Annotated in this window: 18 protein-coding genes; 11 read left to right on the forward strand and 7 right to left on the reverse strand. The window is 68.9% G+C overall.

The annotated features are described in order from the left end of the window. The first annotated feature begins 20 nt into the window (after nucleotides 1–20). On the forward strand, nucleotides 21–1019 hold the full coding sequence (gene argF / locus ABZS64_RS07545; RefSeq protein ID WP_355824487.1) for an ornithine carbamoyltransferase: 999 nt from the start codon (nucleotides 21–23) through the stop codon (nucleotides 1017–1019). 27 nt (nucleotides 1020–1046) lie between these two features. Here the strand turns inward: argF and ABZS64_RS07550 are convergent, their stop codons facing one another. Next, nucleotides 1047–1466, reverse strand: coding sequence for an ATP-binding protein (locus ABZS64_RS07550; RefSeq protein ID WP_355824490.1), 420 nt, complete (start codon nucleotides 1464–1466; stop codon nucleotides 1047–1049). 241 nt (nucleotides 1467–1707) lie between these two features. Here ABZS64_RS07550 and ABZS64_RS07555 point away from each other — a divergent pair, with 241 nt between their 5' ends. Together ABZS64_RS07555 and ABZS64_RS07560 are read left to right on the forward strand one after the other, a co-directional pair. Continuing rightward, the gene (locus ABZS64_RS07555; protein ID WP_355824493.1) at nucleotides 1708–2535 is read left to right on the forward strand and encodes an enoyl-CoA hydratase family protein; all 828 of its coding nucleotides are present in this window, start codon (nucleotides 1708–1710) and stop codon (nucleotides 2533–2535) included. Nucleotides 2536–2537: 2 nt separating this feature from the next. Further along, nucleotides 2538–5108, forward strand: coding sequence for a bifunctional salicylyl-CoA 5-hydroxylase/oxidoreductase (locus ABZS64_RS07560; protein WP_355824496.1), 2571 nt, complete (start codon nucleotides 2538–2540; stop codon nucleotides 5106–5108). Here the strand turns inward: ABZS64_RS07560 and ABZS64_RS07565 are convergent. The 3 genes from ABZS64_RS07565 to ABZS64_RS07575 are packed head-to-tail and all read right to left on the reverse strand — an operon-like array spanning nucleotide 5095 to nucleotide 8013. Beyond that, nucleotides 5095–5559 carry a hypothetical protein gene (locus tag ABZS64_RS07565; RefSeq protein ID WP_355824499.1) on the reverse strand — a complete coding sequence of 155 codons (465 nt, stop codon included), beginning with the start codon at nucleotides 5557–5559 and terminating at the stop codon, nucleotides 5095–5097. The two genes, ABZS64_RS07560 and ABZS64_RS07565, sit on opposite strands and share 14 nt — an antisense overlap. 26 nt (nucleotides 5560–5585) lie before the next feature. Next, a complete protein-coding gene (locus tag ABZS64_RS07570) occupies nucleotides 5586–6392 on the reverse strand; it encodes a PaaX family transcriptional regulator C-terminal domain-containing protein (RefSeq protein WP_355824502.1) in 807 nt (268 codons plus the stop codon). A gap of 4 nt (nucleotides 6393–6396) precedes the next feature. Then, a complete protein-coding gene (locus ABZS64_RS07575; RefSeq protein WP_355824505.1) occupies nucleotides 6397–8013 on the reverse strand; it encodes an AMP-binding protein in 1617 nt (538 codons plus the stop codon). A 131-nt stretch (nucleotides 8014–8144) separates the two neighbouring features. Here ABZS64_RS07575 and ABZS64_RS07580 point away from each other — a divergent pair, with 131 nt between their 5' ends. From ABZS64_RS07580 to ABZS64_RS07600, 5 genes are all read left to right on the forward strand, one after another. Next, nucleotides 8145–9254 carry an acyl-CoA dehydrogenase gene (locus ABZS64_RS07580; protein ID WP_355824507.1) on the forward strand — a complete coding sequence of 370 codons (1110 nt, stop codon included), beginning with the start codon at nucleotides 8145–8147 and terminating at the stop codon, nucleotides 9252–9254. Between the two features lie 49 nt (nucleotides 9255–9303). Then, complete coding sequence (locus ABZS64_RS07585; RefSeq protein ID WP_355824510.1) at nucleotides 9304–9702, forward strand: RidA family protein; 399 nt, start codon at nucleotides 9304–9306, stop codon at nucleotides 9700–9702. 64 nt (nucleotides 9703–9766) lie between these two features. Further along, on the forward strand, nucleotides 9767–10612 hold the full coding sequence (locus ABZS64_RS07590; protein WP_355824513.1) for an alpha/beta hydrolase: 846 nt from the start codon (nucleotides 9767–9769) through the stop codon (nucleotides 10610–10612). A gap of 141 nt (nucleotides 10613–10753) precedes the next feature. Further along, a complete protein-coding gene (locus ABZS64_RS07595) occupies nucleotides 10754–12253 on the forward strand; it encodes an MFS transporter (protein ID WP_355824726.1) in 1500 nt (499 codons plus the stop codon). Nucleotides 12254–12318: 65 nt separating this feature from the next. Further along, complete coding sequence (locus tag ABZS64_RS07600; protein ID WP_355824516.1) at nucleotides 12319–13731, forward strand: GAF domain-containing SpoIIE family protein phosphatase; 1413 nt, start codon at nucleotides 12319–12321, stop codon at nucleotides 13729–13731. Nucleotides 13732–13764: 33 nt separating this feature from the next. On the opposite strand, the gene ABZS64_RS07605 is transcribed toward ABZS64_RS07600, so the two are convergent. Together ABZS64_RS07605 and ABZS64_RS07610 are read right to left on the reverse strand one after the other, a co-directional pair. Beyond that, on the reverse strand, nucleotides 13765–15294 hold the full coding sequence (locus tag ABZS64_RS07605; RefSeq protein WP_355824519.1) for a UDP-N-acetylglucosamine 1-carboxyvinyltransferase: 1530 nt from the start codon (nucleotides 15292–15294) through the stop codon (nucleotides 13765–13767). 48 nt (nucleotides 15295–15342) lie between these two features. Continuing rightward, on the reverse strand, nucleotides 15343–15699 hold the full coding sequence (locus tag ABZS64_RS07610) for a VOC family protein (RefSeq protein ID WP_355824522.1): 357 nt from the start codon (nucleotides 15697–15699) through the stop codon (nucleotides 15343–15345). A 261-nt stretch (nucleotides 15700–15960) separates the two neighbouring features. Between ABZS64_RS07610 and acnA the strand changes: the two genes are divergently transcribed. After that, nucleotides 15961–18675, forward strand: coding sequence for an aconitate hydratase AcnA (gene acnA, locus ABZS64_RS07615; RefSeq protein ID WP_355824525.1), 2715 nt, complete (start codon nucleotides 15961–15963; stop codon nucleotides 18673–18675). Nucleotides 18676–18919: 244 nt separating this feature from the next. On the opposite strand, the gene ABZS64_RS07620 is transcribed toward acnA, so the two are convergent. After that, complete coding sequence (locus ABZS64_RS07620; RefSeq protein ID WP_355824528.1) at nucleotides 18920–22756, reverse strand: GH92 family glycosyl hydrolase; 3837 nt, start codon at nucleotides 22754–22756, stop codon at nucleotides 18920–18922. A 511-nt stretch (nucleotides 22757–23267) separates the two neighbouring features. On the opposite strand from ABZS64_RS07620, the gene ngcE reads away from it, so the two are divergent. Then, nucleotides 23268–24716 (forward strand): N-acetylglucosamine/diacetylchitobiose ABC transporter substrate-binding protein, encoded by a 1449-nt coding sequence (ngcE, locus tag ABZS64_RS07625; RefSeq protein ID WP_355824531.1) that lies wholly within the window; start codon nucleotides 23268–23270, stop codon nucleotides 24714–24716. Nucleotides 24717–24765: 49 nt separating this feature from the next. Continuing rightward, entirely contained in the window at nucleotides 24766–25689 is a 924-nt protein-coding gene (locus ABZS64_RS07630) for a sugar ABC transporter permease (protein WP_355824533.1), read from the forward strand. Nucleotide 25690 lies beyond the last annotated feature (1 nt).

Consider the following 25690-nt stretch of genomic DNA (forward strand, 5'->3'; position numbering starts at 1 on the left):
ACCCAGGAGCAGCAGCCACCATGGCGATACATCTCGAAGGCCGCCACTTCCTCAAGGAGCTGGACTTCACCGCCGAGGAGTTTCGCAGCCTGATCGATCTGGCCGCCGAGCTCAAGGCCGCCAAGCGGGCGGGCGTCGAGGTCCAGCGGCTGCGCGGCAAGAACATCGCGCTGATCTTCGAGAAGACCTCCACCCGCACCCGCTGCGCCTTCGAGGTCGCGGCTGCCGACCAGGGTGCCGCGACGACCTACCTCGACCCGGTCGGCTCGCAGATCGCGCACAAGGAGTCGGTGAAGGACACCGCGCGCGTGCTCGGCCGGATGTACGACGCCATCGAGTACCGCGGGCACGGCCAGGGCGTCGTGGAGGAGCTCGCCGTGCATGCCGGGGTCCCCGTCTACAACGGGCTCACCGACGAGTGGCACCCCACCCAGATGCTCGCCGACGTGCTGACGATGACCGAGCACACCGACAAGCCGCTGGATCAGGTCGCGTACGCCTATCTCGGTGACGCCCGCTACAACATGGGCAACTCCTACCTCGTCACGGGCGCCCTGCTCGGCATGGACGTGCGGATCGTCGCGCCCCGGCTGCTGTGGCCCGACGACACGATCGTGGAGCTGGCGCGCGGGCTGGCCAAGGTGTCCGGTGGCACCGTCACGCTCACCGAGGACGTCGCCGACGGTGTGCGCGGGGTGGACTTCGTCGCCACCGACGTATGGGTCTCGATGGGGGAGCCGAAGGAGGTGTGGGACGAGCGGATAGCGCTGCTCGGCCCGTACGCCGTGACCATGGACGTGCTGCGCGCCACAGGCAACGCGGACGTGAAGTTCCTGCACTGCCTCCCCGCCTTCCATGACCTGGGAACCCGGATCGGCCGCGAGATCCACGAGAGGCACGGCCTGACCGAGCTCGAAGTCAGCGACGAGGTCTTCGAGTCGGAGCACTCCGTCGTCTTCGACGAGGCCGAGAACCGGATGCACACGATCAAGGCGATCATGGTGGCCACACTCGGCTGATCGGGGCAGGTCGGCTCCTCGTGCCGGTCAGCTCCGCGACGGGAGGGTGAACCAGACCGCCTTGCCCCCGGCGGTGGGGCGGTGCCCGCAGGCCGAGCTAAGTGCGCGTATCAACAGCAGTCCCCGGCCGTGCTCCTGCCAGGGGTCGGGCTCGCGGCCGGGTCCGCGCCGGGACAGCTCACCCGGCGGGTCCGGGTCCCCGTCATGGACCTCCACCTGGCAGCCCGTCGGCAGCAGTTCCACCACCAGCTCGATCGGCGTCCCGCCCTGCGTGTGCTCCACCGCGTTGGCGACGAGCTCCGCCGTGAGCAGCTCGGCCGTGTCGCTGTCCGCCGACACCTCGATGTCCGCCAGTGCCGTACGGATCAGGGCACGCGCGATCGGTACGGCGGCCGCGGTGTGCGGCAGGGCGATGCGCCATGAGGCGGGGCCGGTGGCTTCGAGCAAGGAGGGGGTTCCGTTCGAGGTGTGTGAGGTCGTGCTTTCAACCTTACGAAGGCCAGGGGGGCAAACAAGGGGCCCCGGCCCGTCTTGCACAGGACCTGTGCCACAGCTGATACGGGACCTTTGTCTCGGTACAAGCCGGCTACAAAGCTGCGTATCGCGCACTCGTGACGGCGGTCACGTAAGAGTGATAGCTTCGGAGGGCAGGCAGCAGCAGACCGCCCGCTGAAGGAGGCCACACTCCATGAGCCCCTTTTCCGGCTCCGCGCAGCGCACCGAGCGCTGGCGCCATCTGCGGCTCACGACCGACGACGGCGTCGCGACCGTCACCCTTGCCCGCCCCGAGAAGCTCAACGCCCTCACCTTCGGCGCCTACGCCGATCTGCGCGATCTGCTGGCAGAGCTGTCACGCGAGCGGTCCGTACGGGCGCTGGTGCTCGGCGGCGAGGGGCGCGGGTTCTGCTCCGGCGGGGACGTCGACGAGATCATCGGCGCGACGCTCTCCATGGACACCGCGCAGCTCCTCGACTTCAACCGGATGACGGGTCAGGTCGTGCGGGCGCTGCGCGAGTGCCCCTTCCCGGTCATCGCGGCGCTCCACGGCGTCGCGGCGGGCGCGGGGGCGGTTCTCGCACTGGCCGCGGACTTCCGAGTCGCGGACCCCTCCGCCCGTTTCGCCTTCCTCTTCACCAAGGTGGGTCTGTCGGGCGGCGACATGGGGGCGGCGTATCTGCTCCCGAGGGTCGTCGGCCTCGGCCACGCCACGCGCCTGCTGATGCTCGGCGAACCGGTCCGCGCGCCCGAGGCCGAACGGATCGGCCTGATCAGCGAGTTGACGGAAGAGGGCCAGGCGCACGCGCGGTCGGCCGAACTGGCCCGCCACCTCGCGGACGGCCCCGCCCTGGCCTACGCCCAGACCAAGGCACTGCTCACCGCGGAGCTCGACATGCCGCTCGCGGCGTCGGTGGAACTGGATGCGGCGACGCAGGCACTGCTGATGAACGGCGAGGACTACGCGGAGTTCCACGCGGCGTTCACGGAAAAGCGCGCACCGAAGTGGCGGGGGCGCTGACGATGCCACGCCCGCCCCATGGGCTCCGCCCCCGGCCCCCCGCGCCGGCGGAGTTTTCAGCCCGTCCGGGGTCTGGGGCGAAGCCCCCACGCGGCGGAGCCGCAAATGTCACAGCCGGGAAGGGGCGGGGTGGGGAAAAGTTCGCCGCAGGCGCCGCGATCCTTCAACCCCCCGCACCGCAGTCGGCCCGAACCCCCCGCTCCCCGGCCGAGCAGGAGGTCCGGGCCCCCGCCACCACGCCCGAGGCGGGGCAGTCCACCTGCACCGCGCCCGAGGCCGGGCCGTCCACGGCCCCTCGGCGCCCCCTCCGCGTCGCCGTCATCGGCGGCGGCCCCGGCGGCCTCTACGCCGCCGCCCTCCTCAAGCGCCTCGACTGCGACCGTGAGATCACCGTCTGGGAGCGCGGCACCCCCGACGACACGTTCGGCTTCGGCGTCGTCCTCTCCGACGAGACCCTCGGCGGGATCGAGCACGCCGACCCCGCCATCTACCGCGCGCTCCAGGACGAGTTCGTCCGCTGGGACGACATCGACATCGTCCACCGCGGCCGCACCCTCACCTCCGGCGGCCACGGCTTCGCCGCCCTCGGCCGCCGCCGCCTTCTGCAGATCCTCCACGCCCGCTGCGCCGATCTCGGCGTACGGCTCCGCTTCCGCACCCCCGCCCCGCCCGCCGCCGAACTCGCCGCCACCCACGACCTGGTCATCGCCGCGGACGGCGTGCACAGCCCCACCCGCGAGGCGCACTCCGACGCGTTCGGGCCGCACATCACGACCCACCGCTGCCGGTACATATGGCTCGCCGCCGACTTCGCCTTCGACGCGTTCCGTTTCGAGATCGCCGAGACCCAGTACGGCCCGATGCAGCTGCACGGCTACCCGTTCGCCCCTGACGCCAGCACCGTCATCGTCGAGATGCGCGAGGAGGTCTGGCAGGCCGCCGGCCTCGACGGCTGCGACGAGCAGGAGTCCATCGACCGGTGCGCCAAGATCTTCGCCGACGCCCTCGACGGCCGCACGCTGCGGGGCAACAACTCCGCCTGGATCGCGTTCCGTACTGTCGTCAACGACCACTGGTCCCACGGCAATACGGTGCTGATCGGCGACGCAGCCCACACCGCTCACTTCTCCATCGGCTCCGGCACCAAGCTCGCCGTCGAGGACGCCCTCGCGCTCGCCGCCTGCGTCGAGGAGCAGCCCGATCTGCCCGCAGCTCTGGCCGCGTACGAGACCGAGCGCCGCCCCGTCGTGGAGTCGACGCAGCGCGCGGCCGCCGCGAGCCTCCGCTGGTTCGAGGAGCTCGGGACCTGTCTCGACCAGCCGGCCCGGCAGTTCGCGTTCAATCTGCTGACCCGCAGCCGTCGCGTCACCCATGACAATCTGCGGCTGCGCGACCGGGCGTTCACCGATGCCGTCGAGCGCGACTTCGGCTGCCCGCCCGGCACACCACCGATGTTCACGCCGTTCACGCTGCGCGGACTGACCCTCCGCAACCGCGTCATCGTCTCGCCCATGGACATGTACTCCGCCCAGGACGGCGTCCCCGGCGACTTCCATCTCGTCCACCTGGGCGCGAGGGCCCTCGGCGGCGCGGGCCTGGTGATGACCGAGATGGTCTGTGTCAGCGCCGAGGGCCGCATCACCCCCGGCTGCACCGGCCTCTACACCCCCGAACAGGGCTCCGCCTGGCGCCGCGTCACCGATTTCGTACACCACCACGCACCCGGCACCGCGATCGGCATCCAGCTGGGCCACTCCGGACGCAAGGGCTCCACCAAGCTCATGTGGGAAGGCATGGACCGGCCGCTCGACGAGGGGAACTGGCCCGTAACCGCCGCCTCACCGCTTCCCTACCGCCCCGGCGTCAACCAGGTCCCGCACGCCCTCGACCGCGCCGGACTCACCGAGATCCGCGAGCAGTTCGCCGCCGCGACCCGGCGTGCGGCCGACTGCGGCTTCGACCTGCTCGAACTGCACTGTGCCCACGGCTATCTCCTCTCCGGCTTCCTCTCCCCGCTCACCAACCGGCGGACCGACGCCTACGGCGGTTCCCTGGAGAACCGTCTGCGCTTCCCCCTCGAAGTCTTCGACACGATGCGCGGCATCTGGCCCGACGACCGGCCCATGACCGTCCGTATCTCGGCCACCGACTGGGCGCCGGGCGGCACCACCGCGGAGGACGCGGTCGAGATCGCCCGCGCCTTCGCCGCCCACGGCGTGGACGCGATCGACGTCTCCACGGGCCAGGTCGTGCCCGACGAACAGCCCGAGTACGGCCGCTCGTACCAGACTCCGTACGCCGACCGGATCCGCAACACGCTCGGCATTCCCGTCATCGCGGTCGGCGCCATCTCCTCCTGGGACGACGTCAACTCGCTCCTGCTCGCGGGCCGCGCGGACCTCTGCGCGCTGGCCAGGCCGCATCTCTACGATCCCCACTGGACCCTTCACGCGGCGGCCGAGCAGGACTACGCGGGACCGGGGGCGATCTGGCCCGATCAGTACGGGGCGGGCAGCCGCAAGCCCCCCACCGGCCGCACGGACGCTCCCAAGCCCCGGCTCACTCTGCGCTGAGGGTGCTCAGGCACTCGTGGCAGCGGCAGGGATCGGGATGCGGCGCGTCGTGATACGTACGCCGGTCACGGGTGGCGATCTGCTCCAGCATCGCGGCGTGCTTCTCGGCCTGCTCGCGCGTCATCGGCGGCCCGTACGCGGCTTCCTCGTACCGGCGCAGCACGGCAGGGGCGTGGACGAGCTTGGCTCGGAAGGAGTGCAGATGCCGCGTCGCCGTGTCGATGGTGATCCAGCGGCCGGTGTGCCGGCCGCGGCCGGCAGTGGTCAGCTGCTCGTGTCCCATGCCCGCGTAGGTGGACACGACGTACACCTTCGCCCCGCCCTTGTAGGCCTTGGTACCGGGACGCAGCTCCTGGCCGCCGTCGCCGTACCGCCGCCACAGCACGACATTGGCGACCACCAGCCAGCGCGGCTCCGGTGTCGCGGCCGTCTCCTCCGGGGACTCGCTCATGTCCGGATACGACGCGAGCCCGCCGGTCACGGTTGCACGAACGCCGCTCCCGCGTCCCGCAGCAGCGCGTGCAGCCGGGCGAAGACCTCAGCCGACCGTTCCCCGGGCCAGCCCTGCGGCAGCAGCCCGGCCGGCAGCCCCGGGTCGATGTAGGGCAGCCGCCGCCAGGAGTCCAGCGCCGGAAGATAGTCGCGGTACGCCTCCATCGGGGGCAGCTCACCGCGCGCCTCCCAGGCGCGCAGCTTCGGCTCGTGCAGATCCAGGAACTCCTCGTGCTCCTTGGCGATCGCGCCCAGGTCCCACCAGCGCGCCACGGCCTCAGCCGTCGCCGCGAAGCCGAGATGCTCGCCGCGGAACAGCTCGACGTACGGGTCGAGTTGGAGCCGGCGCAGGGTGTGACGGGTCTCCTCGTACAGCCGCGCGGGCGCGATCCACACGCCAGGGGCCGCAGAACCGAAGCCGAGCCGCCCCAGCCGCGAACGCAGCAGATGGCGCTTGTGGCGCTCGGCCTCGGGCACCGAGAAGACCGCGAGCACCCAGCCGTCGGACAGCAGGGGCGAGTGGCGGGCGTAGATCCGCCGGTCGCCGTCGTCGAGCAGCTGGCGGGCGTCGTCCGAGAGGGCATAGCCGGCCGCGCCGTCCTCGGTGCGTTCGGGGACCAGCAGGCCACGGCGTTTGAGCCGGGAGACCGATGAGCGCACGGACGGCGCGTCGACGCCGAGAACCGCCAGCAGACGGATGAGTTCGGCCACGGGGAGGGGACCCGGCCGTTCGCGTCCGTACGCGCCGTACAGGGTGACGATCAGGGAACGGGGAGTGTGCTGCTCGGCCACGTGATCACTTTAAGGCCCGCAGGCGGAAGCGCTGCAGCTTGCCGGTGGGGGTGCGCGGAAGCGCGTCGAGGAAGACGATCTCGCGCGGGCACTTGTACGGGGTCAGTCGCTGCTTCACCGCCTCGGTGAGCGCGGCTACGGTCTCCTCGCCGGTCGGGACGCCTTCGCGCAGGACGACGTACGCCACCACGATCTGTCCGCGCAGTTCGTCCTCGCGGCCGATCACCGCGGCCTCCGCCACGTCCGGATGCTGGAGCAGGGCGTCCTCGACCTCGGGCCCTGCGATGTTGTAGCCGGCCGAAATGATCATGTCGTCGGCGCGGGCGACATAGCGGAAATAGCCATCGGGTTCACGCACATATGTGTCACCGGTGAGATTCCAGCCCTCGTGCACATACTCCAGCTGCCGCGGGTCGCTCAGATAGCGGCAGCCGACCGGGCCGCGCACGGCGAGCAGTCCCGGCTCCCCGTCGGCGACCGGGGCCCCGGAGCGGTCCACGACACGCGCCTGCCACCCCGGAACGGGCAGCCCGGTGGTGCCGGGCCTGATCGCGTCGTCGGCCGCCGAGATGAAGATGTGCAGCAGCTCGGTCGCGCCGATGCCGTTGATGATGCGCAGCCCGGTTCGCTCCTGCCAGGCCTGCCAGGTGACCGCGGGCAGATTCTCACCGGCCGAGACGCATCGCCGCAGCGAGCTGGTGTCGTGCTCGTCGAGGCTGTCCAGCATCACGCGGTACGCCGTCGGAGCCGTGAACAGCACCGACACCCGGTGTGTGGCGATCGCGGGCAACAGCTGGTGAGGGCCTGCCTGTTCGAGCAGCAGCGTCGACGCCCCCGCGCGCATCGGGAAGATCACCAGACCGCCGAGCCCGAAGGTGAAGCCGAGCGGCGGGCTGCCCGCGAAGACGTCGTCGGGCTCGGGCCGCAGCACCTGCGCGGAGAAGGTGTCCGCGACGGCCAGTACATCGCGGTGGAAGTGCATACAGCCCTTGGGGCGGCCGGTCGTGCCCGAGGTGAAGGCGATCAGCGCGACATCGTCGGCCGCGGTCTGCACCGCCTCGTACGGCTCCTGCGCTCCCGCTGCGGCAAGCCGCAGCAGATCGTCGGGGGAGTCGCCGCCGTACGCCGTGATGCGCAGCCCGGGCACCTCGGCCTTCGCCAGATCGTCGAGGGAGCGGATGTCGCACAGGGCGTGGCTGACGGCGGCGATCTCGCACACCGTGGCCAGCTCCTTGGCGCGCTGCTGGGCCAGCACGGTGACGGCCACCGCGCCCGTCTTCATCACCGCCAGCCAGCAGGCCGCGAGCCAGGGCGTCGTGGGCCCGCGCAGCAGGACGCGGTTTCCCGGGACGACCCCCAGGTCCGAGGTGAGGACATGCGCCATCCGGTCGACCTGGTCGCGCAGCTCACCGTAGGTCCAGACCTCGCCGCCGCCCGTCCTGAAGGCGGGCCGGCCGGCGCCGAAGCGCTCGATCGTACGGTCCAGCAGCTCGGCCCCGCAGTTGAGCCGCTGCGGATAGTGCAGCGCGGGCAGTTCGAAGAGGAGTTCCGGCCACTGCCCGGCCGGCGGGAGGTGGTCGCGCGCAAAGGTGTCGCGGTGGGCCGAGGGTGACAGCTCCATGGTTCGCCCCCTTCTCGTGGTGGGGTCGCGAATCGAGCGTATCGTGAAGGTGACGACAGTCAACAGTCCGCGATACCGTGCTTTCCCGGGGCCCATCCCCGGACCCCCGGCCGCATGAAGTGGGGGCACGAATGCCCGTATTCTCGCTCGATCCGGCACAAACCGCCCGATGTGCGCAGCTGCGTACGCTGGCCGCCGAGCAGCTCCGGCCGCTCGCCGACAAGGGGGAACCGGGCCGCGTCAATCGCCCGCTCGTGGCCGCCCTCGGCGAACTGGGGCTCCTGGGGCAGTTGTTCGGAGCCGGGGCGCTGGAGCTGTGCCTGCTGCGCGAATCCCTCGCCTACGGATGTACGGAGGCCGAGACCGCCCTCGCCCTCCAGGGCCTGGGCAGCTACCCGCTCGTCCAGGCGGGCACGGCGGCCCAGCAGGAGCGCTGGCTTCCCGAGGTGATCGTGGGGCGTGCCGTCGCCGCCTTCGCGCTCAGCGAGCCCGACGCCGGTTCGGACGCGGCGGCCCTCGCCCTCAAGGCCGAGCCGGATCAAGGGGGTTGGCGGCTGAGCGGTGAGAAGCGCTGGATCTCCAACGCGCCCGAGGCCGACTTCTACACCGTCTTCGCCCGTACGACCGAAGGGGCCGGAGCGCGCGGCGTGACCGCGTTCCTCGTTCCCGCCGACCGGCCGGGGCTCACCGGGACCGCGCTCGAGATGCTCTCACCGCACCCCATCGGCGCGCTCACCTTCGCCGATGTGCCCGTGACCAGGGACGATGTCCTCGGCGACGTGGACCGGGGCTTCCGAGTCGCGATGAACACCCTGAACCTCTTCCGGCCCAGCGTCGGCGCCTTCGCCGTCGGCATGGCCCAGGCGGCCCTGGACGCGGCCATCGACCACACCGCCCACCGCACGGCCTTCGGCGGCCCGCTCAAGGACCTCCAGTCCGTCTCCCACCAGGTTGCCGAGATGGCCACCCGTACCGAGGCCGCGCGGCTGCTGGTCTACGCGGCCGCCGCGGCGTACGACGAAGGGGCCGCCGACGTGCCGAAACGGTCCGCAATGGCGAAACTGCTGGCGACGGAGACCGCGCAGTACGTGGTGGACGCCGCCGTCCAGCTGCACGGCGCCCGGGCGCTCCAGCGCGGCCATCTGCTGGAACATCTGTACCGGGAGGTCCGCGCGCCCCGGATCTACGAGGGCGCGACCGAGGTCCAGCGCACGATCATCGCCAAGGAGCTGTACGCATGACCGCCAAGGAGCCGTACCGGAGCGCTCCGTACGCAGAGGAGAGCGACGCATGAGCCTGCACCGCCACAATCCGGCCGAGCTCTCGCCGCCCACCGGCTTCTCGCACGCCGTCACGGCCACCGGCTCGCGGCTGGTATTCCTGGCCGGGCAGACCGCGCTGGACGCCGGAGGCAAGGTCGTGGGGGAGACGCTGCCCGAGCAGTTCGAGACGGCGCTGGCGAATCTGCTCACCGCCCTCGCGGCCTCCGGCGGCGCCCCGCAGGACCTCGCGCGCGTCACGGTCTACGCCACCGATGTCGCCGACTACCGCGCCAACGCCCCTGAACTGGGCCGTATCTGGCGGCGGTTGGCGGGCCGCGACTATCCCGCGATGGCGGTGATCGGGGTGGTCCGGCTCTGGGACGAGGAGGCCCTGGTGGAACTGGACGGCACGGCGGTGCTGCCCTGACCGGAGGATGGCGGCCCACCACCCCGGGCCATAACATCGTTATGACCCGACCCGAGGGGGGCACATGCCGGAGATCGAACTCAGCGCAGGGACGATCACGTACGAGGACAGCGCAGGCCCGGGCCCGGTCGTGGTCCTGCTGCACGGGCTCGTCCACGACGCGACGGTCTGGCGCAAGGTGGTCGCCGACCTGGGGCGCGACCACCGCTGTATCGCCCCGACCCTGCCGTACGGCGCGCACCGTACCCCCATGCGCCCGGACGTCCCGCTGAGCCCCGACTCCGTCAACGAGCTGATCGCGGAGTTCCTGGACCGCCTGGACCTGCGCGATGTGACCCTCGTGGAGAGCGACTGCGGCCGCGCCCAGACCGTCGCGGCCCGCCACCCCGAGCGCCTGGCGAGACTGGTGCTCATCTCCTGCGAAGCCTTCGACAACTACCCGCCCGGCGCGCCCGGCAAGATGATCTCGCTCGTCTGCAAGGTGCCCGGCGGCATTGCCCTGATGGCCCGGATCCTCGCGCTGAGGCCACTGCGCCGGCTGCCCATCGGCCTCGGCGCACTCACCAAGCGTCCCGTACCGGACGAGATCGTCGACAACTGGCTGCGTCCGCTGCTCACCGACAAGGCGATCAGGGCCGACTTCAAGCGTTACAACGCGGGCGTACGCAAGACCGAACTCCTGGAGGCGGCCGAGGGGCTGCGGAAGTTCGACCGGCCCGCGCTGGTGGTCTGGGCGACGGAGGACCGGATGATGCCGCGCGAACACGGCAGGCGACTGGCCGAACTGCTGCCCCAGGGGCGGCTGCTGGAGATCGAGGACAGCTGCACACTCATCGCCGAGGACCAGCCGGAGGCCCTCACCACGGCCCTGCGCGGCTTTGTCGCGGAGCCCTCCGGCGGCGGATCTTGATCGACTGGTGGCGGGCCAGTCGCTGGTTTACCGTTCATTAGTGGACGGAATCCGTCTACAGACCCTCGTGTGAGGGCACGATGCGCCATGACGACCCCGCAGCCGGTACCCACATCGCAGACCACCGCCCCGAAGAAGTTGATGAGCGGCGGCGATGTGATCGCACTCCTCGTCATCGCCTCCTGTCAGTTGATGGTGGTCCTCGACATCACCATCGTGAACATCGCGCTCCCGCACATCCAGAGCTCGCTGGACTTCTCCACCACAAACCTGTCCTGGGTGGTCAACGCCTACACGCTCACGTTCGGCGGCCTGTTGCTCCTCGGTGGCCGTGTCGGTGACATCCTCGGCCGACGCAGGGTCTTCATGTTCGGAGTGCTGCTCTTCGCACTCGCCTCGCTGCTCGGCGGACTGTCCCAGAACTCCGGTCAGCTGCTGGCCTCGCGCGCCCTGCAGGGCGTCGGCGGCGCCATCGCCTCGCCGACCGCGCTCGCGCTGATCACCACCACCTTCACCGAAGGCCCGGCACGCAACCGGGCGTTCGGTGTTTTCGCGGCCGTCTCCGCGGGCGGCGCCGCGATCGGTCTGCTGGCGGGCGGCGTCCTCGTCGAATGGCTCGACTGGCGCTGGGTGTTCTTCGTCAATGTGCCCATCGCCGTGCTCATCGCTCTGGCAACGCCCCGCCACATCAAGGAGTCCGAACGCCATCCGGGCCACTTCGACCTGGCCGGTGCGCTCACTTCGACCCTCGGCATGGTGGCGCTGGTCTATGGCTTCATCCGGGCTGCTCAGGAAGGCTGGCGCGATCCGTGGACGCTTGCGTCGTTCGGCGCCGCGGTGGTGCTTCTCACCTCGTTCATCCTGATCGAGCGGCGATCCAAGCAGCCGATTACACCCCTGCACATGTTCGCCGACCGTAACCGGGCGGGCACGTACGGAATCATGCTCAGTATTGCTGCCGCGATCTTCGGCATGTTCTTCTTCCTCACGCTCTTCGTGCAGAACGTGCTCGGCTTCAGCCCGCTGCAGGCCGGACTCGCCTTCCTGCCGGTGAGCGCGGTCGTCGCGGTGGGCGCGGGTTTCGCCTCCCAACTCCTGCCGAAATACGGCCCGAAGCCATTCATGGTGACCGGTTCGATCCTGTGCGCGGTGGGTCTGTCCTGGCTGACCCTGACCGATATCAACTCCACGTATCTGGGCAGCATCCTGGGACCGATAGTGGTCTTCGGCTTCGGCATGGGCCTGAACTTCGTGTCGCTGACGCTGATGGCCGTCTCCGGGGTGGCCACGCACGAGACGGGCGCCGCGTCCGGCATGCTCAACGCGACCCAGCAGGTGGGCGGTTCGCTGGGCCTGTCCATCCTGGTCACGGTGTTCGGCACGGCCAGCCGCAACGAGGCCGACGACCAGGTGCCGAGCTTCCTCGCCCAGGCGACCCCGGTGGAGAAGCTGCGCTTCCAGCGCACCGGCCAGCTTCCACGGCCCTTCAGCGACGAGGTCCTTACCTCCGGAGTCTCCGCCGCGTTCATCGCGGCTGCCATCTTCACCGTCGTCGCGGCCGTGATCGCCCTCCTGGCCATCCAGGTCCGCCCCTCGGACCTGGAACGCCTCCAGGGTGGTATCACTCCGGGCCGGCCCTGAGCGACCGAGTGCGTGCCGACTCGCCGGACGGACAAGGGGACGCGTCCTCACCGGCCGGAGGCTCGGTGGGGCTCTCCGTCCTCGGCACGGACATGAGATACCTCTTCGCGGATCCCGTCTACTGCCGGATTTCGGGCGAAGTCCGCGCAGGTCTTGAGGGCCGGACCGTCAGCCCCCGGGCCGAGCTGAGCGTCGGCCCCGCGGCGCTCGAGGCCGCCGTCCTGGCCGACGGGCACTCCCGTACGCATGTGACACCGGTCAGCCGGTGCACCTGGCAGCGACTGACCATCCACGGGGAGGTGGTCGGCCTGGTGGGCCTCGTCGTCGAGAACCTCACTCCGGCCGACCGGCTCCATATCGCGGACGCCGCCGACCGGATCGGGACGACGCTCGACGAGAAGACCACCTGCCTCGAGGTGGTGACCTTCCTCGGTTCGGCACTGGCCGACGCGGCCGCCGTGGACCTGCTGCCGGACGAGCCGCTGCCCGGCGGCGGGCCCGGCGTGGAGCGTGCCGCCGTCGCCGGTCACGCTGAGCTGCTGCCCCCGTACCCGCCTCGTGCTGTACTGCGCGGCCGGCAGGCCCTCGACGAACACCGGCTCGCGGTGCCCCTCAGCGTCCACGACCACGTACTGGGCGCCGTCCTCATCGCCCGGGCGTCCGGCAGCTTCACCGACCGCGACCTGCTGATCGCCCAGTCGGCGGCCCACCGGGCCGCCGTGGCCATCGAACACGCCCGCCTGTTCGGCCAGGCGCAACGGACCGCGGTCGAACTCCAGCGAGCCCTGCTCACCGACCCCGGCCTCCCGCACCCGAACCTCCAACTGGCCACCCGCTACCTGCCCGCGGGCTCGGGCGACCTCGTCGGCGGCGACTGGTTCGAGACCGTACGCCTGCACTTCGGGCGGACCCTGCTGGTGATGGGCGATGTGATGGGCCACGGCGTGGACGCCGCGGTCGACATGAACAGCTACCGATCGGCCCTGCGCGACGTGGCTGCTGCCGACCTGCCGCCCCACCGCGTACTGCGCCGCCTGGACATGGACATCTCCGACGCCTCCACCCGCCGCCCCGCCACCTGCCTGCTCGTCCGGGTCGACCCGGCGCGCATGCTCGCGTCCTTCTCCAGTGCGGGCCATCTGCCGCCCGTCGTCTTCAGCCACGAAGGCGAGGCCCACCTGATCAACGTCCCGGTCGGCCCACCGCTCGGTACGGGCGTGGGCGGCTACGACCTCGTCTCGCGCACCTTCGACCCCGGCGACACCCTGCTCCTGTTCACCGACGGCCTCGTCGAACGCCGCGGCGAGGACATCGACACTTCCCTGTCGCGCCTGGCTGACGTCCATCCTGACCCGGGCGGCACCCTGGACGACCTGGTCGACGAGGTCCTCCACGAACTCGACGCCGCCAACGCGGAAGACGACGTAGCGGTGATGGCGGCCCGCATCCGCCGCAAACAGTCACCGGACGACCCGTGACGTGACGTGCGGCGGACGCCGACCGACGGGCCGTCAGATGTCGCGGAAGATCTCGATCTGCGCCCCCACCGAGTTCAGCCGTTCCGCCAGCTCCTCGTAACCCCTGTTGATCACATACACATTGCGCAGCACCGACGTGCCCTCAGCCGCCATCATCGCCAGCAGTACCACCACCGCGGGCCGCAGTGCCGGCGGGCACATCATCTCTGCCGCGCGCCAGCGGGTCGGGCCCTCCACCAGGACGCGGTGGGGGTCGAGCAACTGCAGGCGGCCGCCTAGGCGGTTGAGGTCCGTGAGGTAGATCGCGCGGTTGTCGTAGACCCAGTCGTGGATCAGCGTCTTGCCCTGGGCGACCGCCGCGATCGCCGCGAAGAACGGGACGTTGTCGATGTTCAGGCCCGGGAACGGCATCGGGTGGATCTTGTCGATCGGTGCCTCCAGCTTGGAGGGGCGCACCGTCAGGTCCACCAGCCGCGTGCGGCCGTTGTCCGCGGCGTACTCCGCCGAGCGGTCGTGGTCGAGGCCCATCTCCTCCAGCACCGCGAGTTCGATCTCCATGAACTCGATCGGGACCCGGCGGATCGTCAGCTGCGACTCCGTGACAACCGCCGCGGCCAGCAGGCTCATCGCCTCGACCGGGTCCTCGGAGGGGGAGTAGTCGACATCCACGTCGATGTTCGGCATGCCGTGCACGGTCAGCGTGGTCGTGCCGACGCCCTCGACCTTGACGCCCAGGGCCTCCAGGAAGAAGCACAGGTCCTGGACCATGTAGTTGGAGGACGCGTTGCGGATGACGGTCACACCGTCGTGCCGGGCCGCGGCCAGCAGCGCGTTCTCGGTCACCGTGTCGCCGCGCTCGGTCAGGACGATCGGGCGGTCCGGCGTGGTCGCCCGCTCCACCTCCGCGTGGTACAGGCCCTCCGTCGCGGTGATGTCCAGGCCGAAGCGGCGCAGGGCGATCATGTGCGGCTCGATGGTCCGCGTGCCGAGGTCGCAGCCGCCCGCGTACGGCAGCTTGAAGCTGTCCATCCGGTGCAGCAGCGGGCCGAGGAACATGATGATCGACCGGGTCCGGCGTGCCGCCTCCGCGTCGATGGCGTCCATGTCGAACTGCGCGGGCGGCACGATCTCCAGGTCCACGCCCTCGTTGATCCAACGGGTGCGCACCCCGATGGAGTTCAGGACCTCCAGCAGGCGGAAGACCTCTTCGATACGGGCCACCCGCCGCAGCACCGTACGGCCCTTGTTGAGCAGCGAGCCGCAGAGCAGTGCGACACAAGCGTTCTTGCTCGTCTTGACGTCGATGGCCCCGGAGAGCCGGCGTCCGCCGACCACCCGAAGGTGCATGGGCCCGGCGTAGCCGAGCGAAACGATCTCACTGTCGAGTGCCTCACCGATGCGCGCGATCATCTCAAGGCTGATGTTCTGGTTTCCGCGCTCGATGCGGTTCACGGCGCTCTGGCTGGTGCCGAGCGCATCGGCCAACTGCGTTTGTGTCCAGCCCCGATGCTGACGGGCGTCACGGATGAGCTTGCCGATGCGTACGAGGTAGTCGTCTGCCATGGCGGCAGGCTATCTCAGATATGAGATGTGATCGCGCAGCGTAGGCCGTCAGGGTGACAGGCTGTGAGCAGTGGGGTGTTTTGGTTCATACAGGGGCAGTTCGGACCCGCTCGGCATCCGCACCGCGGCCAGTACTCCCCACCCCTGATCGCTCGGTGGCTGCGAGATCTCGACCCCGCGCTCCGTCAGCTTCGCCAGCGTCCGCTGAAGGTCGTCGCACATCAGATAGAACTCCGCCTTCGGCTGATCCCCCGTCGGATGTACGGCGATCTCCGCCGGTGGCAGCTTGAAGATCAGCCAGCCGCGCCCGGCGTCGACATGAGCGAATCCGAGCACGTCCTTGACGAAGGCCCGGTCGGCATCCGAGTCCCGGCTGTAGAGGATCACGTGCGCACCGCTGAACATGCTCCGATACTGAGTCGGGCGCACGCGCGCCGCAATCGCTGCGCCGCCGTACGGGCGCCCGGGCCCGTCCTCGAGTGAGGTCCGGGCATGACCGGGCAGCGGTCATGTACTAGAGTTATCTCGACATCGAGATATCTGCCGAAGGCGTACCGCAGCCGCCAACCGGTAAGGGTTACCTAACTAAGTCTTACCTTAGCGGATCGGCGAGCAGCCGTGGCGGCAGCATTGAGGTAGTACGCGCAATTGATGAAGGAGACTGTCGTGTCGGCGAACAGCTTCGACGCCCGCAGCACGCTGCGCGTGGGCGACGAGTCGTACGAGATCTTCAAGCTGGACAAGGTCGAGGGCTCCGCGCGCCTCCCTTACAGCCTGAAGGTGCTGCTGGAGAACCTCCTCCGTACCGAGGACGGCGCGAACATCACCGCCGACCACATCCGGGCGCTCGGCGGCTGGGACTCCCAGGCTCAGCCGAGCCAGGAGATCCAGTTCACGCCGGCCCGCGTGATCATGCAGGACTTCACCGGTGTTCCCTGTGTCGTCGACCTCGCCACCATGCGTGAGGCCGTGAGGGAACTCGGCGGCGACCCGGCGAAGATCAACCCGCTCGCCCCGGCCGAGCTGGTCATCGACCACTCCGTCATCGCCGACAAGTTCGGCACCAACGACGCCTTCGCGCAGAACGTCGAGCTGGAGTACGGCCGCAACAAGGAGCGTTACCAGTTCCTGCGCTGGGGCCAGACCGCCTTCGACGAGTTCAAGGTCGTCCCCCCGGGCACCGGCATCGTCCACCAGGTCAACATCGAGCACCTGGCCCGCACCGTCATGGTCCGGGGTGGCCAGGCGTACCCCGACACCCTCGTCGGCACCGACTCGCACACCACCATGGTCAACGGCCTCGGTGTGCTCGGCTGGGGCGTCGGCGGCATCGAGGCCGAGGCCGCGATGCTCGGCCAGCCGGTCTCCATGCTCATCCCGCGCGTCGTCGGCTTCAAGCTGACCGGTGAGCTCAAGCCGGGCACCACCGCGACCGACCTCGTCCTCACGATCACCGAGATGCTGCGCAAGCACGGCGTCGTCGGCAAGTTCGTCGAGTTCTACGGTGAGGGCGTCGCCGCCACCTCGCTCGCGAACCGCGCCACCATCGGCAACATGTCGCCGGAGTTCGGCTCCACCGCCGCGATCTTCCCGATCGACGACGAGACCATCAAGTACCTGAAGCTGACCGGCCGCAGCGAGCAGCAGCTCGCGCTCGTCGAGGCGTACGCCAAGGAGCAGGGCCTCTGGCTCGACCCGGCCGCCGAGCCCGACTTCTCCGAGAAGCTGGAGCTTGACCTCTCCACGGTCGTCCCGTCGATCGCCGGCCCGAAGCGCCCGCAGGACCGCATCATCCTGGCCAACGCCAAGGAGCAGTTCGCGCTCGACGTCCGCAACTACGTGGACGAGGACGACGAGGCGGGCAAGGAGTCCTTCCCGGCCTCCGACGCCCCCGCCGAGCACAACGGTGTACCGACCCGCCCGACGCTGGTCACCGCCCCCGACGGTTCGACGTACGAGATCGACCACGGCGCAGTCACCGTCGCCGCGATCACCTCCTGCACCAACACCTCGAACCCGTACGTGATGGTCGCCGCCGCGCTCGTGGCCAAGAAGGCGGTCGAGAAGGGCCTGACCCGCAAGCCGTGGGTCAAGACCACGCTCGCCCCGGGCTCCAAGGTCGTCACCGACTACTTCGACAAGGCGGGTCTGACCCCCTACCTCGACAAGCTCGGGTTCAACCTCGTCGGCTACGGCTGCACCACCTGCATCGGCAACTCGGGACCGCTGCCGGAGGAGGTCTCCAAGGCCGTCAACGAGCACGACCTTGCTGTTACGTCCGTCCTTTCGGGCAACCGTAACTTCGAGGGACGCATCAACCCCGACGTCAAGATGAACTACCTGGCCTCCCCGCCGCTGGTCGTCGCGTACGCCCTCGCGGGCTCCATGAAGGTGGACATCACCAAGGACGCGCTGGGCATCGACCAGGACGGCAAGCCGGTCTACCTGCAGGACATCTGGCCGACCGAGGCCGAGGTCAACGACGTGGTGGCCAACGCCATCGGCGAGGACATGTTCAACAAGTCCTACCAGGACGTCTTCGCGGGCGACGCCCAGTGGCAGGCGCTGCCGATCCCGACCGGCAACACCTTCGAGTGGGACCCGCAGTCCACCTACGTCCGTAAGCCCCCGTACTTCGAGGGCATGACGATGGAGACCACCCCGGTCTCGGACATCTCCGGTGCCCGCGTGCTGGCCAAGCTCGGCGACTCGGTAACCACCGACCACATCTCCCCGGCCGGTGCGATCAAGGCCGACACCCCGGCCGGCAAGTACCTCACGGAGCACGGCGTCGAGCGCCGTGACTTCAACTCCTACGGCTCGCGCCGTGGCAACCACGAGGTCATGATCCGCGGCACCTTCGCCAACATCCGCCTGCGCAACCAGATCGCGCCGGGCACCGAGGGCGGCTTCACGCGTGACTTCACGCAGGAGGGCGGCCCGGTCTCCTTCATCTACGACGCCTCGCAGAACTACCAGGCCGCCGGTATCCCGCTGGTGATCCTGGCGGGCAAGGAGTACGGCTCGGGCTCGTCCCGCGACTGGGCCGCCAAGGGCACCGCGCTGCTCGGCGTCAAGGCCGCCATCGCCGAGTCGTACGAGCGCATCCACCGCTCGAACCTCATCGGCATGGGCGTCCTGCCGCTGCAGTTCCCGGAGGGCGCATCCGCGCAGTCCCTCGGCCTGACCGGCGAGGAGACCTTCTCCTTCACCGGCGTGGAGGAGCTCAACAACGGCACCACGCCGCGCACGGTCAAGGTCACCACCGACACCGGTGTGGAGTTCGACGCGGTCGTCCGCATCGACACCCCCGGTGAGGCGGACTACTACCGCAACGGCGGCATCATGCAGTACGTGCTGCGCAACCTGATCCGCAACTGAGCGGAGCAGCCTCGCGGCTGAGGGCCGCACTCCGTCTCGTACGGGGTGCGGCCCTCGCCGTTTTCACAGCAGTGGATCACGCACAGGCCGTGAGCACGGGGAGCCGAATGCGCTACATCATCATCGAGCGGTTGCGGTCGCGCAGGCGCGCAAGCCGAAGGGCCGCACACCCGTCACCGGAGATGCGGCCCTTCGGCCGTGGCAGCGCGGCCGCCGTGGGGGAGGCGGCCGCGTCACCGGTGGTTCAGGAGAGCAGCTCGACCTCCGCGAGCGTCGCCGGACCCGTCGCCACCAGCCGGTACTTCGCGTACGTACCTGGCGCGCCGACGGTGAAGACGCGGGTCTGCCGGTCCCAGGCGAAGCTCTGGCCGGACCGCTTGTCGAGGTCCTTCCAGGTCGTCCCGTCCTGCGAGCCCTGCAGCACCCAGCCGGCCGGGGCCTTGGCCCGCGCCGACGAGGTGAGCGTGTACTGCACCGCACGAGTCCCCGACGTCACCGGCAGCTCCGCCGTCTCGAACGCCGCATCAGTGGCTGAGGCGTTGTCGAAGAGCGGACCTTCACCGGTGATCGCATCGTGGCGGGGCGACGGCTTCTTGTCGTCCTGGGTGATGGAGACCGGGGCGGCGTTCTTCCCCGTGCCCCAGGAGGACGGCTTGGAGCCCATGGAGAACTCCAGCGTGCCGCCCCGCGCGATCAGTTCGTGGGGGAGAGCCGTCGAGTTCCAGGACGAGCCGTTCACCTTCAGTCCCTGGACGTAGATGTTCTTCGCGCTGTTCTTCGGGGCCTTGACCACCAGATCGCGGCCGTTCTCCAGATGGACCGTCGCCTTGGTGAACAGTGGCGACCCGATCGCGTACTCGCCACTTCCCATCACCAGCGGGTAGAAGCCGAGCGCGGAGAAGAGATACCAGGCCGACTGCTCGCCGTTGTCCTCGTCGCCGTGGTAGCCCTGCCCGATCTCGCTGCCGGTGTAGAGGCGGGAGAGCACCTCGCGCACCTTCTCCTGGGTCTTCCAGGGCTGGGACGCGGCGTTGTACATGTACGTGACGTGGTGGGCGACCTGGTTGGAGTGGCCGTACATGCCCATCCGGACGTCACGGGCCTCGGTCATCTCATGGATGACGCTGCCGTACGAGCCGACGAACTCCGGCGAGGCCGTCTCGGGGGTGGAGAAGTAGGCGTCGAGCTTCGAGCCGAGGGCCGCGCGGCCGCCGTAGAGATTGGCGAGGCCGCGGCTGTCCTGGGGTGCGGTGAAGGCATAGCCCCAGCCGTTGGTCTCGGTGTAGTCGTAGCCCCACACCCGCGGGTCGAACGTGTCGGACGGGACTCGCCAGTCGCCCTTGAGGTCGCGCCCCTGGAAGAACCCGGCCTTGGAGTCGAAGAGAGTGACGTAGTTCCGGGCCCGGTTGAGGAAGTACTCGGACTCCTCCTGATAGCGGGCCTTCTTGGTCTTCTTGTAGAGCGCCTGGCCCATCTTCGCCAGGCCGTAGTCGTTGAGATAGCCCTCGAGCGACCAGGACAGGCCCTCATGGGTCTCGGTGGAGGCGTAGCCGAGGAAGGGTGAGGTCTCCATGCCCTTGCGGCCCACGCCCGACGTGGGCGGCACGACCGTCGCGTTCTTCAGCGCCGCCTCGTACGCCGCCTCGGCGTCGAAGTCCACGCCCTTGACGTACGCGTCGGCGAAGGCCACGTCGGAGCTGGTGCCGGTCATAAGGTCGGCGTAGCCCGGCGACGACCAGCGGGATATCCAGCCGCCGTCCTTGTACTGCTGGACGAAGCCGTCCACCAGCTCGCCGGCCTTCTTCGGGGTGAGGAAGGAGTACGCGGGCCAGGTCGTGCGATAGGTGTCCCAGAAGCCGTTGTTGACGTACACCTTGCCGTCGACGATCTTCGCGCCGGTACGGGTCGGGGTGTCGGGCCCGGTCATCGGCGAGAACGGGCTCGCGTACTGCTGCTTGGGACGGGATGTGGTGCTGGTGTTCTCGAAGCCGGAGTTCGGATAGAGGTACAGCCGGTACAGGCTGGAGTAGAGGGTCGTCAGCTGGTCGTGGTTCGCGCCCTCGACCTCCACCTTGCCCAGCAGTTCGTCCCAGGCGTCCTGCGCGCGGTCCTTGACCCGCTCGAAGCGGGTGCCCCGGGGTATCTCGTCCGCCAGGTTCTTCTTCGCCTGGTCGACACTGATGAGCGATGTGGCCAGGCGCAGATTGACGGTGCGGTCATCGCCCGCGTCGAAGCGGAGATGGCCGCTCACGCCCTCGGAGCCCGAAGCGGTGACCGGCGCGTCGAAGACGCCGTACACGAAGAGGCGCGTCGCACCCGTGGACAGTCCGCTCTTGACGTCCGAGAAGCCGGTGAAGGAGCTGGTGGCCGGATCGAGGGTCAGGCCGCCCTCCTTGGTGACGTTGTCGAAGATGACGCTCGCGTCGTCCCCGGGATAGGTGAACCGCATCATCGCAGCGTGGTCGGCCGGGGTGATCTCGGCCTTGAGGCCGTTCTCGAAGGTGACCCCGTAGTAATGCGGACGCGCAGTCTCCTTCTCGTGCCGGAAGGGCAGGGCGCGCTTGACCCGGTCGGTGTCCGGAGTGCCGGCCACCGCCGAGGGCATCACCTGGAAGGTCTGCCGGTCGCCCATCCACGGGCTCGGCTCATGGCTCGCGCTGAAGGACTGCAGGGCCGGCAGATTGTCCGCGTTGTTGCCGCGCGCGTACTCGTAAAGCCAGCTCTTGGACCCGGCGCTGGTCACCGGCGTCCAGAAGTTGAAGCCGTGCGGGACGGCGGTCGCGGGGAAGGTGTTGCCGCGGGAGAACGAGCCGCTGGAGTTGGTGCCGCGGACGGTCGAGGCGTATTCCGAAAGATGGGCGAGCCGCTTCTCGGGAGTCTTCGGCTTCAGCGAGATGTCGTCGATCCAGCCCTGGAACTTCGCCGGGCCCTTGGGGGAGTCGTAAGCCACCAGGATCCGGTCGACCGTCCTGCCGGCCGCGACGGTGCCGATCCTGGACGAGACCTGGTTCCACTGGTTGACGTAGAGCCGCTTGGCCGCGCCCTGGCCCTGCGGCGTCAACAGACCGCCGTGCGAGTCGAGGGCCCGAAGATCACTCAGATAGGTGCCGTCGGTGAAGGCGAGGTCCACCGACACGTTCGTGGCCGGGTAGTTGAGATCCGTCTCCGGCAGGGAGGGGAAGATCCGGTACGAGAGCTCGGTGTCCCGGCCCACGGCCGTATTGACGTCGAAGACCTTGTTGTACGAGTAGGCCCGGCCGTCGGCCTTGTGGGTGCCGGCATACTTCAGCGCCCGCGTGCCGGTGAATCCGACGTTGGACTTGGCGGTGGGGGAGCCGCTGGGTCCGCGGTCGACCTGGCTGCGCATGTCGTCGGGCGTGGGCGTGCTGGTGTCGCCGTTGGAGAACTGCACATCGGCGAGCTGGGTGAGGTCCGCGCCGCTGTTCTTGGTGATCTCAAGACGGTAGTGCGCATACGCCGTGGCGTTCGCCCCGTCGGCGATGTCGTACGTCTTGGTCTCGAAGCGCTTCTCGAAGGTCTGGCCCTCCCGGGAGTCCAGGACCTTCCAGTCCTTGCCGTCGGCCGAGCCCTTGAGGGTCCAGTCCTTGGGGTCGCGCTCGGCGGCGTCGTTCGCCGAGGTCAGCGCATAGGTGACGACCTTGACCGGGGCATCCGTGTCGAACTCGATCCAGGCGGTCGGTTCGAAGGCCAGCCATTTGGTGCCCGGCTGCAGATCGACCAGGTTCTCCTTGGTCTCTCCCCCTCCGGTGTTCTCGGCGCTGGCGCGCAGCTCTGTCACCTTATCGGTGACATTGCCCGGTATTCCGCTGGAGAATCCGCCGTCCACACCGGATGACCGCTTGTTTCCGTCGGCGCCGACGTCAACGGTATTGCGCCAGTCCGGCTGCGGCTCGTCCGCTTCGAACGACGAGGTGAATTCCCGGTCCGCCGAGGGGGATTGGGCGGACTGTTCGGGCAGGGCGTAGGCGGCCGACTGGGCCGTCATCACGATCAGTGAAGCGGCAGCCACGAGGGCTGCCGCACGGAATTGTCTCTGCCGAGGTCGGGTTCTGGGCTGCATCCCGGGGCCTTTCCTCCAGTGGAAGCCGCGTTGGACAACGTTGTCAGGCGCGATGCGCAGGCTCCAGTAGGGAGGTAAGTGCCATACGGTGTCAAGGGTGTTGGCGATGCGGGACGGCTGGATTCTGCCGTTCCGTGAAGAATGCTGTGGTCGGATGGGCGCGCACGGGACTCAGGTATCCGCGAGGTCTCAACTCGGGAAAGACTGCTGCCCAACCTTGCTTTCGATCTTGCTCCCCCGGCGGGAAGTGGACTATACCTGTCGGCGTCCGCATAGCTGTTCCACATGGCAGCGGGCCAGGGGGGACGGGGGTCGGTGGACAGGAGTCTGCGCATCTACTGCCGCCGCAAAAGCTCCGTTCCCGCTGCCAACCGTGCACGACCCAAGCTTCACTGAGTTTCCCCCCGGGAAAACACAGCAACTGACCGCGGTGGCGGGGCCCTTCGCCTGAGGCGAGACGGACGGGCGACCGGTACACCGCCTGAGTCCTGGAGAAGGCGAGGACTTGAGCATGGGATCCACCTCCGCCCGCAACAATGAGGGCCTCGGCCGTCGCGATCTGATCAAGCGTTCTGCCGCAATCGGTCTGATCAGCGTCCCGACGATGAGCTTCCTGTCCGCCTGTGCGAGCAGCGACAGCGGCGGCGACAAAAAGGTCGAGAAGGGCAAGACGTCCGCCAAGAATCCGCTCGGCGTCAATGAGACGGCGCAGCTGGAGGTCGTCATCTTCGACGGCGGTTTCGGCCAGCAGTACGCGCTGGACGCCGAGAAGAAGTACCAGGCGGCCTTCCCGAAGGCGCCCAAGGTCAAGCACCGCGCGACGCAGAAGATCCAGTCGGAGCTTCAGCCGCGCTTCAACGGCGGAACCCCGCCGGACCTCATCGACAACTCCGGCGCCCAGCAGATGGACATGGGCGTCCTGGTCGGCAAGAAGCAGCTCGCCGACCTCACTCCGCTGCTGGACGCCCCCTCCATCGACGACCCGAACAAGAAGGTCCGCGACACCCTTCGCCCGGGCATCGTCGAGATGGGCCAGTTCGACGGCGACCCGGTCTGGATCCTCTACTACGCCTACACCGTGTACGGCGTGTGGTACTCCCAGACCGCCCTGGAGAAGCTCGACGCCACGTACCCGGAGACGTGGGACGAGATGCTCGCCCTGTGCGAGAAGGCGAAGAAGAAGGGCATCGCGGGCTGGACGTACGCGGGCAAGTACCCGTACTACCTGCCGTTCTCGCTGTACCCCTTCATCGCCAAGATCGGTGGCCGCGAGGTCCTCGACGCGATCGACAACCTGGAGCCGAAGGCCTGGGAGCACCCGGCCGTCAAGGCCGCGTTCGAGGCGTACTACGAGCTCTTCAAGAAGGGCTACATCCTCAAGGGCACGCCCGGCATCGACCACATCCAGTCCCAGACGGCCTGGACCCAGGGCAAGGCGCTCTTCATCCCCAACGGCTCCTGGGTGGAGAACGAGGCGGCGAAGACCACGCCCAAGGACTTCAAGATGACGGTGTCGGCGCCCTCCAGCCTCGACAAGTCCGACAAGCTGCCGTTCGGCACCATCTGGGCGTCCGGCGGTGAGCCCTTCGTCGTACCGGCCAAGGCGAAGAACGCCGAGGGCGGCATGGAGCAGCTGCGCATCATGCTCAGCGAGGCCTCGTCGAAGAGCTTCACCCAGCAGGTCAAGTCCCTGACCGCGTTCAACGGCGGCACCGACGGCCTCACCCTGTCGACGGCGATGCAGTCCGGCGTCGACGCGCTGAAGAAGGCCGGCGACAACGTCGTCAACCCGCGTCTGCAGGACTGGTACGTGAAGCTCCAGAAGGAGCAGATCGGTGTCGCCGGACTCGGCGAGATGATGGCAGGCCGCGCGACCCCCGCGGAGACCATCAAGAAGATCCAGGGCTTCGCCGACGCGGCGGCCAAGGACCAGTCGATCAAGCACTACAAGCACCAGTGAGCAAGCGTCACCAGCGGCGGCAATCGCCGGAAGATCGGGGTCGGTAACCATGCAACACGGCAAGTACCGGTTCATCGTGGGCTTTCTGGCGGCCCCATTGGCGTTGTACGCAGTCTTCGTCATCTGGCCGTTCATCCAGTCCATCTATTACTCCTTCACGGACTGGACCGGCCTGAGCCCGGACTTCAAGATGGTCGGCTTCGACAATTACAGTCGGATGCTGGACGACGACATCTTCTGGAAATCGCTGCAGCACAGCCTCTGGTTCGCGCTGCTGCTGCCGCTGGTGACGCTCGGCCTCGCGCTGTTCTTCGCGTTCATGCTCAATGTCGGCGGGCGGCGCCGAAAGGGCGCCGCCATCGCCGGTGTGCGCGGATCGTCCTTCTACAAGATCGCGTACTTCTTCCCGCAGGTGCTGTCGATCGCGATCGTCGCCCTGCTGTTCCAGTTCGCGTACAACCCCAACGACGGTGCGATCAACGGAGCGTTGAAGGCAGTCGGGCTCGACAGCGTCCAGCCGGACTGGCTGGGCGACCCCGATCTGGCCCTCTGGTGCGTCATGGCGGTCCTGGTCTGGAGCACGGTCGGCTTCTTCGTCGTGCTGTTCTCCGCGGGCATGGCCTCCATCCCCAGGGACTTCTACGAGGCGGCGCTGCTCGACGGCGCGAACCGGTTCACCACCTTCTTCCGGATCACCCTGCCGCTCCTGTGGGACACGGTGCAGTCCGGCTGGGTCTACATGGGAATCCTGGCCCTGGGCGCGGAGTCCTTCGCGGTCGTCCAGATCATGACCGTGGGCCCCGGGGGACCCGACTACTCGACCACGGTTCTCACGCTGTACGTCTACCAAACGGCGTTCCGTGACGGCCAGGCGGCTTATGCGACCACGATCGGCGTCGCCCTGCTCGTCGTCACCCTGGCCTTCGCGGCCGTCGTGATGCGGCTGGGCAGGCGCGAGCGGCTGGAGTTCTGAG

The sequence above is a fragment of the Streptomyces sp. NPDC005408 genome (assembly GCF_040606445.1).
Lineage (GTDB): Bacteria > Actinomycetota > Actinomycetes > Streptomycetales > Streptomycetaceae > Streptomyces.

Bases quoted from the DNA above. Each gene is read 5' to 3' on its own strand.
- ABZS64_RS07590 (WP_355824513.1), top strand. From the start codon at position 9,767: ATGCCGGAGATCGAACTCAGCGCAGGGACGATCACGTACGAGGACAGC.
- ABZS64_RS07555 (WP_355824493.1), top strand. From the start codon at position 1,708: ATGAGCCCCTTTTCCGGCTCCGCGCAGCGCACCGAGCGCTGGCGCCAT.
- ABZS64_RS07580 (WP_355824507.1), top strand. From the start codon at position 8,145: ATGCCCGTATTCTCGCTCGATCCGGCACAAACCGCCCGATGTGCGCAG.
- ABZS64_RS07585 (WP_355824510.1), top strand. From the start codon at position 9,304: ATGAGCCTGCACCGCCACAATCCGGCCGAGCTCTCGCCGCCCACCGGC.
- ABZS64_RS07620 (WP_355824528.1), bottom strand. From the start codon at position 22,756: ATGCAGCCCAGAACCCGACCTCGGCAGAGACAATTCCGTGCGGCAGCC.
- argF (WP_355824487.1), top strand. From the start codon at position 21: ATGGCGATACATCTCGAAGGCCGCCACTTCCTCAAGGAGCTGGACTTC.
- ngcE (WP_355824531.1), top strand. From the start codon at position 23,268: ATGGGATCCACCTCCGCCCGCAACAATGAGGGCCTCGGCCGTCGCGAT.
- ABZS64_RS07595 (WP_355824726.1), top strand. From the start codon at position 10,754: ATGAGCGGCGGCGATGTGATCGCACTCCTCGTCATCGCCTCCTGTCAG.
- ABZS64_RS07630 (WP_355824533.1), top strand. From the start codon at position 24,766: ATGCAACACGGCAAGTACCGGTTCATCGTGGGCTTTCTGGCGGCCCCA.
- ABZS64_RS07575 (WP_355824505.1), bottom strand. From the start codon at position 8,013: ATGGAGCTGTCACCCTCGGCCCACCGCGACACCTTTGCGCGCGACCAC.
- ABZS64_RS07560 (WP_355824496.1), top strand. From the start codon at position 2,538: ATGCCACGCCCGCCCCATGGGCTCCGCCCCCGGCCCCCCGCGCCGGCG.
- ABZS64_RS07605 (WP_355824519.1), bottom strand. From the start codon at position 15,294: ATGGCAGACGACTACCTCGTACGCATCGGCAAGCTCATCCGTGACGCC.
- ABZS64_RS07565 (WP_355824499.1), bottom strand. From the start codon at position 5,559: ATGAGCGAGTCCCCGGAGGAGACGGCCGCGACACCGGAGCCGCGCTGG.
- ABZS64_RS07610 (WP_355824522.1), bottom strand. From the start codon at position 15,699: ATGTTCAGCGGTGCGCACGTGATCCTCTACAGCCGGGACTCGGATGCC.